This is a genomic window from Ideonella sp. B508-1 (assembly GCF_000333615.1).
GTDB lineage: Bacteria > Pseudomonadota > Gammaproteobacteria > Burkholderiales > Burkholderiaceae_C > Ideonella.
In genome coordinates, this window is the sequence record NZ_BADL01000368.1 from 1 (window position 1) to 13,634 (window position 13,634).

The 13,634-nt window shown below is 69.0% G+C and carries 14 protein-coding genes and 1 pseudogene; 8 read left to right on the forward strand and 7 right to left on the reverse strand.

The features are described from left to right. Both I73_RS28240 and I73_RS15470 read left to right on the forward strand, forming a co-directional pair. A partial coding sequence (locus I73_RS28240; RefSeq protein WP_022981443.1) for a M23 family metallopeptidase occupies positions 1–933 on the forward strand: 933 nt, incomplete at its 5' end. 16 nt (positions 934–949) lie between these two features. After that, on the forward strand, positions 950–2,071 hold the full coding sequence (locus tag I73_RS15470; RefSeq protein WP_022981444.1) for an anhydro-N-acetylmuramic acid kinase: 1,122 nt from the start codon (positions 950–952) through the stop codon (positions 2,069–2,071). Positions 2,072–2,124: 53 nt separating this feature from the next. Here I73_RS15470 and erpA read toward each other — a convergent pair whose 3' ends face one another. The 3 genes from erpA to rplM form a co-directional block, all read right to left on the reverse strand. Continuing rightward, complete coding sequence (gene erpA, locus I73_RS15475) at positions 2,125–2,499, reverse strand: iron-sulfur cluster insertion protein ErpA (RefSeq protein WP_022981445.1); 375 nt, start codon at positions 2,497–2,499, stop codon at positions 2,125–2,127. A gap of 262 nt (positions 2,500–2,761) precedes the next feature. Next, positions 2,762–3,154 carry a 30S ribosomal protein S9 gene (rpsI, locus tag I73_RS15480; RefSeq protein ID WP_022981446.1) on the reverse strand — a complete coding sequence of 131 codons (393 nt, stop codon included), beginning with the start codon at positions 3,152–3,154 and terminating at the stop codon, positions 2,762–2,764. A 9-nt stretch (positions 3,155–3,163) separates the two neighbouring features. Further along, entirely contained in the window at positions 3,164–3,592 is a 429-nt protein-coding gene (gene rplM / locus I73_RS15485; protein WP_022981447.1) for a 50S ribosomal protein L13, read from the reverse strand. 338 nt (positions 3,593–3,930) lie between these two features. Here rplM and I73_RS28245 point away from each other — a divergent pair, with 338 nt between their 5' ends. After that, positions 3,931–4,617 (forward strand): GNAT family N-acetyltransferase, encoded by a 687-nt coding sequence (locus I73_RS28245; RefSeq protein WP_234409523.1) that lies wholly within the window; start codon positions 3,931–3,933, stop codon positions 4,615–4,617. A 44-nt stretch (positions 4,618–4,661) separates the two neighbouring features. Then, entirely contained in the window at positions 4,662–5,696 is a 1,035-nt protein-coding gene (locus tag I73_RS15495) for a serine/threonine protein kinase (RefSeq protein ID WP_306304235.1), read from the forward strand. A gap of 87 nt (positions 5,697–5,783) precedes the next feature. Here I73_RS15495 and htpG read toward each other — a convergent pair whose 3' ends face one another. After that, positions 5,784–7,670, reverse strand: coding sequence for a molecular chaperone HtpG (gene htpG / locus I73_RS15500; protein ID WP_022981450.1), 1,887 nt, complete (start codon positions 7,668–7,670; stop codon positions 5,784–5,786). Positions 7,671–7,788: 118 nt separating this feature from the next. Further along, on the reverse strand, positions 7,789–9,507 hold the full coding sequence (locus tag I73_RS15505; protein ID WP_022981451.1) for an MBL fold metallo-hydrolase: 1,719 nt from the start codon (positions 9,505–9,507) through the stop codon (positions 7,789–7,791). An 80-nt stretch (positions 9,508–9,587) separates the two neighbouring features. On the opposite strand from I73_RS15505, the gene I73_RS15510 reads away from it, so the two are divergent. Both I73_RS15510 and I73_RS28250 read left to right on the forward strand, forming a co-directional pair. After that, positions 9,588–9,890, forward strand: a complete 303-nt coding sequence (locus tag I73_RS15510; RefSeq protein WP_022981452.1) for a 2Fe-2S iron-sulfur cluster-binding protein — start codon at positions 9,588–9,590, stop codon at positions 9,888–9,890. A 119-nt stretch (positions 9,891–10,009) separates the two neighbouring features. After that, positions 10,010–11,080, forward strand: a complete 1,071-nt coding sequence (locus tag I73_RS28250; protein ID WP_022981453.1) for a cyanophycinase — start codon at positions 10,010–10,012, stop codon at positions 11,078–11,080. 66 nt (positions 11,081–11,146) lie between these two features. On the opposite strand, the gene I73_RS15520 is transcribed toward I73_RS28250, so the two are convergent. Continuing rightward, entirely contained in the window at positions 11,147–11,758 is a 612-nt protein-coding gene (locus tag I73_RS15520; RefSeq protein WP_022981454.1) for a UPF0149 family protein, read from the reverse strand. Between the two features lie 223 nt (positions 11,759–11,981). On the opposite strand from I73_RS15520, the gene I73_RS33230 reads away from it, so the two are divergent. Continuing rightward, complete coding sequence (locus I73_RS33230) at positions 11,982–12,119, forward strand: hypothetical protein (RefSeq protein ID WP_159105892.1); 138 nt, start codon at positions 11,982–11,984, stop codon at positions 12,117–12,119. 49 nt (positions 12,120–12,168) lie between these two features. Here I73_RS33230 and I73_RS15525 read toward each other — a convergent pair whose 3' ends face one another. Beyond that, positions 12,169–12,594 carry a VOC family protein gene (locus I73_RS15525; protein ID WP_022981455.1) on the reverse strand — a complete coding sequence of 142 codons (426 nt, stop codon included), beginning with the start codon at positions 12,592–12,594 and terminating at the stop codon, positions 12,169–12,171. Between the two features lie 176 nt (positions 12,595–12,770). Between I73_RS15525 and I73_RS28255 the strand changes: the two are divergent. Then, a pseudogene (locus tag I73_RS28255) lies at positions 12,771–13,634 on the forward strand (hypothetical protein); the annotation flags it as partial.

Genomic DNA, 13,634 nt, shown 5'->3' on the forward strand with positions numbered 1-13,634 from the left:
GCCGACGACGAGAACGGACACCCCCGCTTCGCCCGGCTGCGGGTGGAGCGACAGGCCGATGGCCGCTATGCCTCCCATCTTGAACAGGCGCAGCTCGAGTCGACCCCGCGCCTGGCCAGCGGCACCATCCAGAGCTCCTTGTTCGCCGCCACCGATGCAGCCGGCCTGCCCGACGCGGTGGCCACCCAGCTGGCCGAGATCTTCGGCAACGACATCGACTTCCGCCGCAACCTGCGCAAGGGCGACACCTTCCGCGTGGTTTTCGAGACCCTGACCGCCGATGGCGAGGCCGTGCCCTGGAGCCAGGGCAGCGGCAAGGTGCTGGCCGCCGAGTTCGTCAACGCCGGCCAGGCCCATCAGGCCGTCTGGTACGCCGGTGTCGGCAAGGGTGGCTATTTCGATTTCAATGGCGAGAGCAAGCGCCGCGCCTTCATCTCCAGCCCGGTGGCCTTCTCGCGGGTGAGCTCCGGCTTCGCCATGCGCTTCCACCCCATCCTGGGCATCTGGAAGAAGCACCTGGGCGTGGACTACGCGGCCCCCATCGGCACCGCCGTGCGGACGGTGGGCGACGGCGTGGTGTCCTTTGCCGGCGTGCAGAACGGCTACGGCAACGTCATCATGGTCCAGCACTCCGGCGACCGCATGACCGTGTACGCCCACCTGAGCCGCATCGGCGTGCGCAAGGGCCAGCATGTCAGCGCCGGCGACACCATCGGCAATGTCGGCATGACTGGCTGGGCCACCGGCCCCCACCTGCACTTCGAGTTCCGCCTGCACGGCGAACAGAAGGACCCGGTGGCGGTGGCCAAGGCCTCCGAAACCGTCCGCCTGGATGGCACGCAGCGCGGCCGCTTCGCCCAGCTGGCCCAGACCCTCAAGTCCGAACTGGATCTGGCCACCGACCTGGGCGGCATGCCCGGCCGGTTCGATTGAGCGCCTGAGGCGGCCGATGGGCACGTCGGAGCTGCTGATCGGCCTGATGTCCGGCACCTCGCTGGACGGCGTCGATGGGGTGCTGGCCCGCTTCGACGGGCAGGGGCGCCCCACCGTGCTGGCCCACGCCCACCGCCCGTTTTCCGCGGTGCTGCGCGATGAGCTGCTCGCGCTCAACCAGAGCGGACCCGATGAACTGCACCGCGGCGCCCTGGCGGGTAATGCCCTGGCCGAGCTGCAGTCCGCCCTGGTGGGCGAGCTGCTGACCATCGGCGGTATGTCGGCGCAGGCGGTGCGGGCCGTGGGCTCGCACGGCCAGACGGTGCGCCACCGGCCCGGCGAATTCGACGGGACCGGCTACACGCTGCAGCTCAACCAGCCGGCCCTGCTGGCCGAGCGCTGCGGCATCGACGTGGTGAGCGACTTCCGCAGCCGCGACGTGGCGGCGGGCGGTCAGGGCGCCCCCCTGGTGCCGGCCTTCCATGCGATGGCCTTCGGCGGTCAGCCCGCCGCCACGGCCATCCTGAACCTGGGCGGCATGGCCAACCTCACCCTGCTGCCCGCCGCGGCCGACCCCGCGCCGGTGCGTGGCTTCGACTGCGGGCCCGGCAACGCCCTGCTGGACTTCTGGATCCAGCGCGAGCGGGGACAGAGCTACGACACCGACGGGCGCTGGAGTGCCGGTGGCCAGGTGGACCAGGCGCTGCTGGCGCGCCTGCTCGACGAGCCCTTTCTGCGCGCCGCGCCCCCCAAGAGCACCGGGCGCGACCTGTTCAATCCGGCCTGGCTGCTGCCACGCCTGACTGGGACCCTGAAGCCGCAGGATGTGCAGGCCACTCTGGCCGAATTCACGGCTCGCTGCGCCGCCGAGGCCCTGGTCGCCCAGGCGTCTGACACGACCACCCTGCTGTGCTGCGGTGGCGGCGCCCTGAACCAGGACCTGATGCGCCGCCTGCAGGCCCTGCTGCCCGACCTGCGGGTGTCCAGCACCGACAGCGCCGGCCTGCCCCCGCTGCAGGTGGAGGCCACCGCCTTCGCCTGGCTGGCCTGGGCCTTTCTGCACCGGCAGCCGGGCAATCGGCCCGAGGTCACCGGCGCGCGGGGCTTGCGGGTGCTGGGCGCCCTGCATCCCGCCTGAAACGACACAGGCCGCCCGAAGGCGGCCTGCGTGGCGAGGCGTTCAGCCCGGACTCAGACCGAGAAGCTCGATCCGCAACCGCAGGTGGTGGTCGCGTTCGGGTTCTTGATCACGAACTGCGAACCCTGCAGGTCTTCCTTGTAGTCGATCTCGGCGCCGACCAGGTACTGCAGGCTCATCGCGTCGATCAGCAGGGTCACGCCGTTCTTGCTCATCTGCGTGTCGTCCTCGTTGACGATCTCATCGAAGGTGAAACCGTACTGGAAGCCCGAGCAGCCACCGCCCTGCACGAACACGCGCAGCTTCAGGTCCGGGTTGCCTTCCTCGGCCACCAGATCGGCCACCTTGGCCGCGGCGCTGTCGGTGAAGATGATGGGCGCCGGCATCTCGGTGCTGGCAAGGTCTTGGGTCTCGGCGACGGCGGTCATTCGGATGTCCTTCGAGGTGGTGCAGGCGCCCCGGCCCTCCGGCGGCGCAGCATCGTGCAGATGGCGACGCCCAGGCGGCTTTCAAGGCGCAGGTCAGCATGTTCCCATGCCAGGCCATGTCCTTGCCAGGGGCGCGGGTTTGACCGTTTCGGCGGTGCGACGTCTTCGCAGGCCCGCCAGAAACGACAAAGGCCGCCCAGCACAGCGGCTGAAGCGGCCTGGACCCTGGTGACCACGCCAGGCGCGGCCACCGGGAGATCGATCAGCGCTTGCTGAACTGCTTCCGACGACGGGCGCCGTGCAGACCGACCTTCTTACGTTCGACTTCACGGGCGTCGCGGGTCACGAAGCCGGCTTGGCTCAGCGCGGACTTCAGGGCGGCGTCGTAGTCGATCAGGGCACGGGTGATGCCGTGGCGCACGGCGCCTGCCTGGCCGGATTCACCGCCACCCGCGACGTTGACCTTGATGTCGAAGGCTTCGACATTCTCGGTCAGCACCAGAGGCTGCTTGACCACCATGATGGAGGTCTGACGGCCGAAGTACTCGTCCACGGGCTTGCCGTTGACGACGATCTGGCCGGTGCCCTTCTTCAGGAAAACGCGGGCCACCGACGACTTGCGACGGCCGGTGCCATAGTTCCAATTACCGATCATCACCGCTCCTTAGATTTCCAGCGCCTTGGGCTGCTGGGCGGTGTGCGGATGCGTGTCGCCCGCGTACACCTTCAGCTTCTTGATCATCGCGTAGCCCAGCGGACCCTTGGGCAGCATGCCCTTGACGGCCTTCTCCAGGGCGCGGCCCGGATGCTTGGCTTGCATGTCCTTGAACTTGGTGCCGTAGATGCCACCCGGGAAGCCGGAGTGACGGTAGTACACCTTGTCGTTGGCTTTGTTGCCCGTCACACGCAGCTTGTCTGCATTGACGATGACGATGAAATCGCCGGTATCCACGTGAGGGGTGTAGATGGCCTTGTGCTTGCCGCGCAAACGGAGTGCCACTTCGCTGGCAACACGTCCGAGCACCTTGTCGGTGGCGTCAATCACAAACCACTCGTGGACCACCTCGGCCGGCTTGGCGCTGAAGGTCTTCATGAGAGTCTCTGAGAACAGGAGAAACGGCTGTGCGAGCGGCCACGCGAGGGGTCTTCGGCACTGCTTGGAAAAAGGAACCGCCTCGCAGCGACGTTCCCGGCAGCCTCTCAGACCCACCGTGCAACCCGGGTCGAAGCCATGCTGGATGGTGTTCGAAACAGGCGCCACTCTCCCCGCCGATAACGGGAAAGCCGGCAAGTATAGCCCAACCCAGCTTGGCCGAACAAGTCATTGAAGCGGCAGAAGCCGTGCGGACTGCACAGCGGAATCCGTGAAAACCCTGTACAGTCCGGGTAAACCCTAGACCTGACACAGGCCTGTCACGCCTGCTGATGGCCATGCAAGCCCCAAACACCTCTTCCTCCCGCCCTCTCGCCCGCAGTCGCTGGATCCCGATCCGCGCCCTGAGCGAGGCCAACCGGCCCGACGTGCTGACCCATCTGTTGGCGCTGACGCCCTCGGATCGCTATCTGCGCTTCGGCTACGCCGCCAGCGACACCCAGATCGAACGCTATGTCGCGTCGCTGAACTTCGTGCGCGACGACATCGCCGGGGTGTTCAACTGGAAGCTCGAGCTGATCGCCATGACCCATGTGGCCTATCTGGCCCAGGACGGCGAGGACTCGAACCTGGCGGAATTCGGTGTCTCGGTGGCCGCCCATGCCCGTGGCCGCGGCTACGGCGCCCGGCTGTTCGACCATGCCGTGCTGCGGGCCCGCATCCGTGGCGTGGACACCATGATCATCCACGCCCTGACCGAGAACACGGCCATGCTGCGCATCGCCCGCAAGGCCGGCGCCACGGTGGAGCGGGAAGGCTCCGATTCCGAAGCGCGCCTCAAGCTGCCGCCGGAGAATCTGGGCACCCGACTGGAGGCCCTGATGGCCGACCAGGCCGCCGAGTTTGACTACAGCGTCAAGAGCCAGGCGCAGTTCATGCAGATGCTGAGTTCGTGGATGAGTGCCGATCTGGCCTGGCCCCCGCGCAGCCTGTCCGAGACCCGGGAATCGGCCACCGCCGACTGAGCCCGCCAGCGGGCGCGGCGTACCATGCGCCGATGCCCGCCTCTTTGCCCTCCCTCCCTTTCGCCGGGCTCGATCCGGCCGCTGTGCTGCAGGCCCTGCACCTGGCCGGGCTGCCCCCCGATGGGCGGCTGTTGCAGCTGAACTCCTACGAGAACCGTGTCTGGCAGGCCCACCTGGACGATGGCCGGGTGGTGGTGGCCAAGTTCTACCGCCCCGGCCGCTGGACCGATGCCCAGATCGCCGAGGAACATGCTTTTGCCGCGGAACTGGCCCAGGCCGACCTGCCCGTGGTGCCGCCCCTGGCGCTGAGACCGCTGGACGTTGGCGGCCCGCTGCGGCTCTCCGAAGCCACCCCCACGCTGGCCCATGTGACCACCGACGAAGGCCAAACTTTCCGTTTCTCGGTCAGCGAGCGGCGTGTGGGCCGCGCACCCGAACTGGAAGACCCCGAGGTGCTGCGCCGCCTAGGCCACCTGCTGGGACGACTCCATGCCGTGGGCGCGCGGGGCCGTTTTGTGCACCGCCGGCCCATCGACAGCGCGACGCTGGGACACCAGCCGCGCCAGCGCCTGATCGACAGCGGGCGCGTCGACCCCGAGATCGACCCTGCCTGGGTGCGGCTGAGCGCCCAGGCCCTGGCCCTGGTGGACGCCGTGATGGAGCGCCACCCGCCGGCCCGGCTGCTGCGGCTGCACGGCGACTGCCACCCCGGCAACGTGCTGTGGCGCGAGGAAGGTGCCTTCAGCGGCCCGAACCTGGTGGACCTGGACGACTGCGCCACCGGGCCGGCCATCCAGGATCTCTGGATGCTGCTGCCCGGCGAACGCGGCGCCGTGGCCGCGGCGCAGGACCATCTGCTCGACGGCTACCGCGACTTCATGGACTTCGACGACCGCGAGCTGCTGCTGATCGAGCCCCTGCGCACCCTGCGCATGATCCACCAGAGCGCCTGGATCGCGGAACGCTGGGAGGACCCCGCCTTCCCCATCGCCTTTCCCTGGTTCGCCAGCCCGGCCTACTGGAGCCAGCAGGCCAGTGAGCTGCGCGAACAGATCGACCGCCTGCAGGATCTGCCCTGATCCCCAGGCCGGGGCCCTCTCCCCTCGTTCCGGGGAGAGGAAAGGGAGAGGAGGAAGGCGGACAGGCGCCCGCCTCCCCCCGCGGCCTCAGGCCGCCGGTGCCAGCAGGCGCGTCACGCGCTGCACATAGCCCGCCGGGTCGTCCAACTGGCCGCCTTCGGCCAGCAGGGCCTGGTCGAAGAGGATCTGGGCCAGGTCGTCGAAGCGCGGGTCGTCGGCCAGACGCCGGACCAGCGCATGCTCGGGGTTGACCTCGAGGATGGGCTGGGCGTCCGGGGCGGCCTGACCGGCCTGCTTGAGCAGGCGCGCCAGGTGGGCGCTCATGTCGCCTTCTTCCACCACCACGCAGGCCGGTGAATCGACCAGCCGGGTGGTGACGCGCACGTCCTTGGCCCGGCCCTTCAGGGCCTCCTTCAGGCGCTCCAGCACGGGCTTGAAGGCCTCGGCCACTTCCTCGGCCTTCTTCTTCTCTTCCTCGTCCTGCAGTTGGCCCAGGTCCACGGCGCCCTTGGCCACGCTCTGCAGCATGTGGCCCTCGAACTCGTGCAGGTGCGACAGCAGCCACTCGTCCACGCGGTCGGTCAGCAGCAGCACCTCGATGCCCTTCTTGCGGAAGATTTCCAGCTGCGGGCTGTTCTTGGCCGCGGCCAGGCTGTCGGCGGTGATGACGTAGATCGCCTGCTGGCCTTCCTTCATGCGGGCCACGTAGTCGGCCAGCGAGACGCCTTCGTCGGCGTGCGTGGAGGCGAAGCGCAGCAGCTTGGACAGGCGCTCGCGGTTGGCGAAGTCCTCGCCCACACCTTCCTTGAGCACCGCACCGAACTCCTTCCAGAAGTCGGCGTACTTGGCCTTGTCCTCGGCGCTGTCGCTGTCGGCCAGGCTCTCCAGCATGCCCAGCACCCGCTTGGTGGAACCTTCGCGGATGGCCTTCACGTCGCGGCTCTCCTGCAGCAGCTCGCGGCTGACGTTGAGCGGCAGGTCGGCCGAGTCGATCACGCCCTTGACGAAGCGCAGATAGGCCGGCATCAGGGCCTCGGCGTCGTCCATGATGAAGACCCGCTTGACGTAGAGCTTCACGCCCCCACGCTTGTCGCGGTTCCACAGGTCCATCGGCGCCTTCTTGGGGATGTAGAGCAGCTGCGTGTACTCGCTGCGGCCTTCCACCCGGTTGTGGGTGTAGGCCAGCGGCGGCTCGCTGTCGTAGCTGATCTGCTTGTAGAAGTCCTGGTACTCGGCGTCGGTGACCTCGCTCTTGGAGCGGGCCCACAGGGCGGCGGCCTTGTTGACGGTTTCCCACTCGTCGGTCACCACCTGCTTGGCCGCCTCGGCGTCCCAGGTCTCCTTCTTCATCAGGATGGGCAGCGAAATGTGGTCGCTGTACTTGCTGATGATGGCCTTCAGCCGCCAAGTGGAGAGGAACTCGGCTTCCTCGTCCCGCAGGTGCAGGATGACGTCGGTGCCGCGCTCGGCACGGGCAATGGCTTCCAGCTCGTACTCGCCGGTGCCTTCGCTGCTCCAGCGCACGGCCTGGTCGGCCGGCAGCCCGGCACGGCGGCTTTCCACCGTGATGCGGTCGGCCACGATGAAGCCGGAATAGAAGCCCACGCCGAACTGGCCGATCAGGTTGGCATCCTTCTTCTGATCCCCCGAGAGCTTGGCCATGAAGTCGCGCGTGCCGCTCTTGGCGATGGTGCCCAGGTGAGCCGCGGCCTCCTCGGCGCTCATGCCGATGCCGTTGTCGCGGATGGTCAGGGTCTTGGCCTCGGCGTCGAAGAAGACCCGCACCTCCAGGTTGGGCGCATCCTCGTACAGCTCGGGGTGGTCCAGGGCCTCGTAGCGCAGCTTGTCGCAGGCGTCCGAGGCGTTGGACACCAGCTCCCGCAGGAAGATCTCCTTGTTGGAGTACAGCGAGTGGGTGACCAGGTGGAGGATCTGCTTGACCTCGGCCTGGAAGGCATGGGTTTGCTTGCTCATCGTTGCGTGAACTCTGGGTCGGTGGGAATGAAAGCAGCCCGGCACGGGCTTCAAGGGCGTGACATGGGGGCGCCCCACCCGTTTTCAAGAGGGGGACGTCTCCAGACGGATCCCGCGGTCAGGCGGCCTGCCAGCGCCCCTCGGCGTGAAGGGCCAGGCCATCGGCCTGCAGCTTGAGCAGGTGGGCCCGCAACGAGCGCTCGGCCACGCCGTGTCGCGCCGCGGGCACGTCACCGTAGACCTGGGGCAGCAGCTCGGCCGTGCCCAGTGGCGCAGGCTGGGCGCGCAGGGCCGCCAGCACCTTCGCCTCCCGGGCCAGACGGTGGTCGATCAGGCGCTGGAACTCGCGCGCCGGCGCCTCGATCAGGAAGCCATGCCCCGGGGCCAGCCACTGCAGCGGCAGCGACTTCAGCCCCTGCAGCGAGGCCAGGTAGGCCGCCATGTCGCCGTCGGGCGGGTTGATCACCACGGTGGAGCCCTGCATCACGTGGTCGCCGGTGAAGAGCAGCGCCTCCTGCTCCAGCCACCAACAGACGTGGTTGGCGGCATGCCCGGGGGTGTGGACCGCCCGCAGCGTGCAGTCCTCGCCCAGCCGCCAGCGCTGCCCGTCCTCCGGCGCCTCATCGGGCTGGAAACCCATGTCCTGCCATTCGGGGTGGCGCGCGGGCTGACCGACCAGGCGCGCCCCGGTCAGGGCCTGCAGCCGCCGGGCGGCGGGCGAATGGTCCGGGTGGGTGTGCGTCACCAGGATGTGGGTGATGCGCCGGCCCCCCGCCGCGGCCAGCACGGCCTGCAGATGGGCTTCGGTGTGGGCGTCCTCGGGCCCAGGGTCCAGCACCGCCAGCGCCTCGTGGCCGGGCGAGCCGATCAGGTAGGTGTTGGTGCCCGGCCCGGTCATCATCGAGCCATTGCCACAGGTGATGCGCTGCACGCGGGGCGAAAGCGTCACGACGCGCTCCGGCGCCAGCGTGGTCCACACCTCGCCGCGACCCTCGGGGTCCAGGCGACCGATCTCGGCAAAGGCCAGTTCCTGGGGCAGCACCGGGCGCACGCCCTGCGCGTCGCGACCCAGGCGCGGGGACTGTCGCTCGATGCGGGTCAGCTGCCGTGCGGCGGCCAGGGCCGCATCGACGGTGGGGTGGCTGGCCAGCCCCTGCAGCAGCGCCCGGGTCACCGGCAGCAGGCGCAGGCCGGCCGCCAGGGCTTGCGCCGGGGTCATCCAGGCCAGTTCCAGTGCCTCGCCCGCATCGGCCAGGGCCTGCTGCCCCTGCGGGGCCCGGGCCAGGAAGAAGCGGGTGTCGAAGCGGGGTTTCATGCCCAGCGGCGTCAGCCAGTGGGCCAGGTAGACCAGCCCATCGACCGCCAGGGTCAGCCCGGCCTGCCGCACCCAGTCGGCAAAGGCCTGGCCATCCTGCAGGCTCGGACGGATGGCCGCGCCCTGCGCCAGGGCCGCGTCGGGCCCGTCCGCCAGCAGCAGCCCCACCTCCTCGAAGCATTCGCGCACCGCCGCGATGGCGTAATCCAGCCCGCGGCAAGGCAGCTGCATGCGCTGGCTGAGCACCTCGTCGCGGCCCCGGGCCCGGTCGTGCAGGCCGGGGTCGGCGGCATCGAGCACCCCGCCGGGGAACACCCAGACGCCGCTGCGCATGTCGCCATCGCGCACGGCCCGGCGCAGCAGCAGCACCTGGGGGCCGCCCTCGGCGTCGCGCATCAGCACCACGCTGGCGGCGCGGCGGGTGCCCTGCAGGGCGGGGTCGTCCGACACCGGGCCACCGGCCGGCCATTCAGCCGGGCGGCCGGTTGCGCTGTCCACGGCGCGGTCCGTCGGGGCCTTCATCCCATGTCTCCTTTGTGCTGTTCTGTGCGGTCACACCCACACCAGAGTCTACGAAGTTCCGCCGCGGCTACAGTGCCGGCATGCCCGAAACCCCACCGTCGGTCGCCCGGCTGCGCATCGAGCCCCTCGGCTGCGTGCTGCCCGTCCCGGCCGGCATGAGCCTGCTGGAGGCGGCCGATGCGGCGGGGGTGCGTCTGCCACGCTCGTGCCGCAACGGCAGCTGCCGCGCCTGCCGCTGCCAGCTGACGGCAGGCGACATCCGCTACCGCATCGACTGGCCCGGCCTGAGCGCCGAGGAGCGCGCCCAGGGCGAGGTGCTGCCCTGTGTGGCCGAAGCCCTGGGCGACGTGACCCTGCTGGCGCCTGGCGCCCAGCAGCGCTGATCCTTCCGGCACCGAAGACCGTCACCCCAGCGTCAGATTCGGGTCTGATCCTTGCTTGGTGTCGGCCAAGACCCCGGCGTGCTCCGGGGCCCCTCGCCGACTGCCCTCTGGAGGACACGATGCCTGGACTGCCGAGCCTTTCCTGTCGCTCATGGCGCCGCCTGCTCTGCGCCAGTCTGGGTTGGCTGAGCCTGGGACTGGCGCAGGCCGAGGGAGACAGCCTGGTGATGCACCGGCTCGGCGCGCCCGAGAACGCCGCGGCGGCCCTGCGCGGTCCGGCGCTCTACCTCAAGGGCGACGGGCCGCCGGACGGCAGCTCCTTCGGCGCCTTCCTGCGTCAGGTGTCCACCGACCGGCTGGACGTGGTCGTGCTGGGCGCCAGCTATCCCGACTGGGAAGGCGAATGCCGCACGATCACGGGGCTGGCGCAGGTCAATTCCTGCACCACCATCGTGATCCGCGAGCCCCGGGACGCCGCCAACCCGGCGGTGCTGGACGCCATCCGACAGGCCGAGGTCGTCTACTTCCGCGGCGGGGACCAGTGCAACTTCATGCGTTGGCGCGACAGCCCGCTGCCGGCGGCGGTGCGGCAGGTGGTGCAGCGCGGCGGCGGCACCGGGGGCGGCAGCGCCGGCCTGGCCATCCAGGGCTCGCTGGCGGTGTACGACGGCTGCCAGGGCAGCGTCACCTCGCCCACCGCGCTGGCCGAGCCCTACCGGGACAACGTCAGCTTCAGCGAGCACATGTTCGACTGGTCCGCCCTGCGCAACACCTTGACCGACAGCCACTTCGTCAAGCGCGACCGCATGGGCCGGATGATGGCCTTTCTGTGCCGCCAGTTGGCCGTGGGCCAGACGACCCAGGCCTGGGGCCTGGGCATCAACGAGGGCACGGCCGTGGTGATCGACCGCAACGGCCTGGGCACCGTGTACGGCGACCGGGCCTACATGGTGCTGGCCGACCGCCCCTCGGAAAGCTGTCACCAGGGCGCGGACCCGGTCAGCTATGCGGGCTACAAGGTCTGGCGCCTGGATGCCGGGCAGCAGTTCGACTTCGCCCGCCGCCCGCAGACGGGCTACTACCGGGTGGATGTGGACCAGGGCGCGCTGAGCAGCGCGAATCCCTACGATCCCCCCGCGCCGGCGCACACGCTGGCCCTGCGGGATCCCGATCACCTGGACGGCCTGTGAGCGGTCCGCCCGAGGCCGCGCCCGCCCGACCTGTGACAGGCGCGGGAGCGGGACAGGCCGGGGCGCTCAGTGGCCGCTGCGGCGCGCCAGCAGGGCCAGCACGGCCTCCGGCACGCTGCGGCTGAGCGAATCCACCACCTCGGGATCGTCCAGGTCCGCGGCCGCGTCGTCGTCCTGCCCTTCCCCGCCCAGCAGCGCGATGGGCACCAGCGGCGGCCCGATCTGGGGATCGTCCCAGATCGGATCCCAGTCCTGGGCCGCGAGGTCGGTGGCCTGCAGAAAGCCGGTACACCAGTCCCGGGCATCCACCCACTCGCGCTCGCCTTCTTCGGCCACGCTGAAGATGGGTTCCCAGGACTCGACATCGTCCCGCCACTGGCAGGCCAGGGACTGCAGATGGCGCAGGACCAGCACCGTGGTGTTCTTGCGCTGACGCTGGCTGGGAAAGGGCGCGGCCTCCTCGCCGTCACCCCCCCACACCAGGGGCAGCCAGGCAGCGGTGCCCAGGCGCTCCAGCACCCCCGGCAGCAGCCACAGGCCGGTCAGGTAGCCATCCATGCCCTCGATGTTCATGGCGGCCTCGCTGGGCAGGGAGGCCAGCAGCTCGTCGAGCTGCTGGAGTTCGGCATCGCTCAGCGGGGTGTTGGGCGAGGCGGGATTGAAGTCAGGGTAGTTCATCGTGACGAGTGGGGATGAGAGGGCACCGAAGCGCTGGGCTGGCAGCGGACAGGACACATTGTCGCGGGCCGGCCTTCCTGCACGCTGCCATCAGCCGGTGCCCGATCTTGCGGGCGCTCGAGGACGCTGTCGAGCTCGCCCGTGAAGCGGCCCGACCAAGGTCTCACCGGCGAACGCCGTGTGCCGCTGCCCCCGTGCAGCCCCGTTCACCCCCCAGAAGTCCATGGCATGGGTGATGCTGCTGGAAAAGCCACCACAGCCCCGACTCACGGACATCAAGCAAGACCACTCGCTCAAGAGCGCACAAGCACAAGAGGACGCGCTGGCTTCGCTGCTGGTCAGCTCAGGGCCTTTCCCCTGAGCAGGCCTTCACCCTGCGTTCCTGCTCACGCCGCTGACCCCCCGAGGACTCACCAGCTGCCGGTGTTGGGCATGGAGGCCCAGGGTTCGGCCGGTGCCAGCGGCTGGCCGGCCTGAAGCAGCTCGACCGAGATCTGGTCGGGCGAACGCACGAAGGCCATGCGGCCGTCGCGCGGGGGGCGCAGGATGGTGACCCCGTGCGCCTGCAGCCGTTCGCAGGCGGCATAGATGTCCGACACCTCATAGGCCACATGCCCGAAGTTGCGCCCCCCGGTGTAGGTTTCCGGGTCCCAGTTGTGGGTCAGCTCGATCTGTGCGGCATGGTCTCCCGGAGCCGCCAGGTAGATCAGTGTGAAGCGCCCCTGGGGATAGTCGTCCCGGCGCACCACTTCCAGGCCCAGTGCATCGCGCCAGAACTGCAGGGAGGGCTCAACCTCGGTGACACGCACCATGGTGTGAAGGTATTTCATGCTCATGCGGTCACTTTACGGTTTTTCGCCTGCCATGGACTGGCACGGGTCTTGCCGAGCATCGTTCACGGTCTGCAGAAATGTCGCACATCACGGCTTAGGGATGGGCCAGCTCTCCTCGGATGCGAAAACTTGGAATCGGTGTATCCCTTGGTTGACGCCCCATGGCAAAGGTGAAGAACTTGAAATCCGCACTTCCATTCCTCTTCTCCGGCGCCCTGAAGGGAATCGCCGAGGCTTGCGTGGCCGCAGTGGTCGCCACGGCCGCCCAGGCCGCCACCGTGCCCGTCGCGGGCTATTCCCCCAACGAGATTCAGGCCAATCCACGGATCGATCTGATCGATTCGGAGTTCAGCCAGTCGCGCAACATGTTCACCTGGTGTGATTACCAGGGGCGCCTGTGGGTCGGCAAGCTCGACCCCACCACCGGCAACATCATCACCCCCACATACAAGCTGATCGACAGCGACGCGATCACGCCGGCGGACATGGGGATCACCACCAACGGTCCGGAGTGGGTGTCCACCGCCACGGGCGACCACATCGTCTACACGAAGTTCGTCAATGGCGGCCACACCTTGCAGAACGCCCGGCTTGCTTACGCCCAGCTCAACGCCGACGGTTCGCCCAACACGCTGTCGGTGCTGGGCCCTGACCTGCCACGCAATGCGCCCTACGCCAGCGACGACGAAGGCGATGCCAACCCGCGCATCAGCTATGTCGACCAGTTCAACCGCCACTACTGGCGCTACCTGAACGACGACTCCAGCGAGACCAAGGTCATGGGCATGAAGGCCACGCCCAAGCCGGTGTCGGTGCGCTTCGCACGGGGCGCCAACGCACTGGTCTACGCCCAGGATGTGAACGGCGTTAAGCAGGTCCTCATGCTCAAGCTCGACAGCGGCAAGCTGATGCAGATCACCACCGACGACGGTGACAAGGACCTGCGCACCGTGCCCTGGATGTGGTCTGCCCCCGAATTCAACGGCCAGCAGGTGCTGATGACCACGGTCAACGAAACCGAGCTGCGCTTCTACCGCCTGATG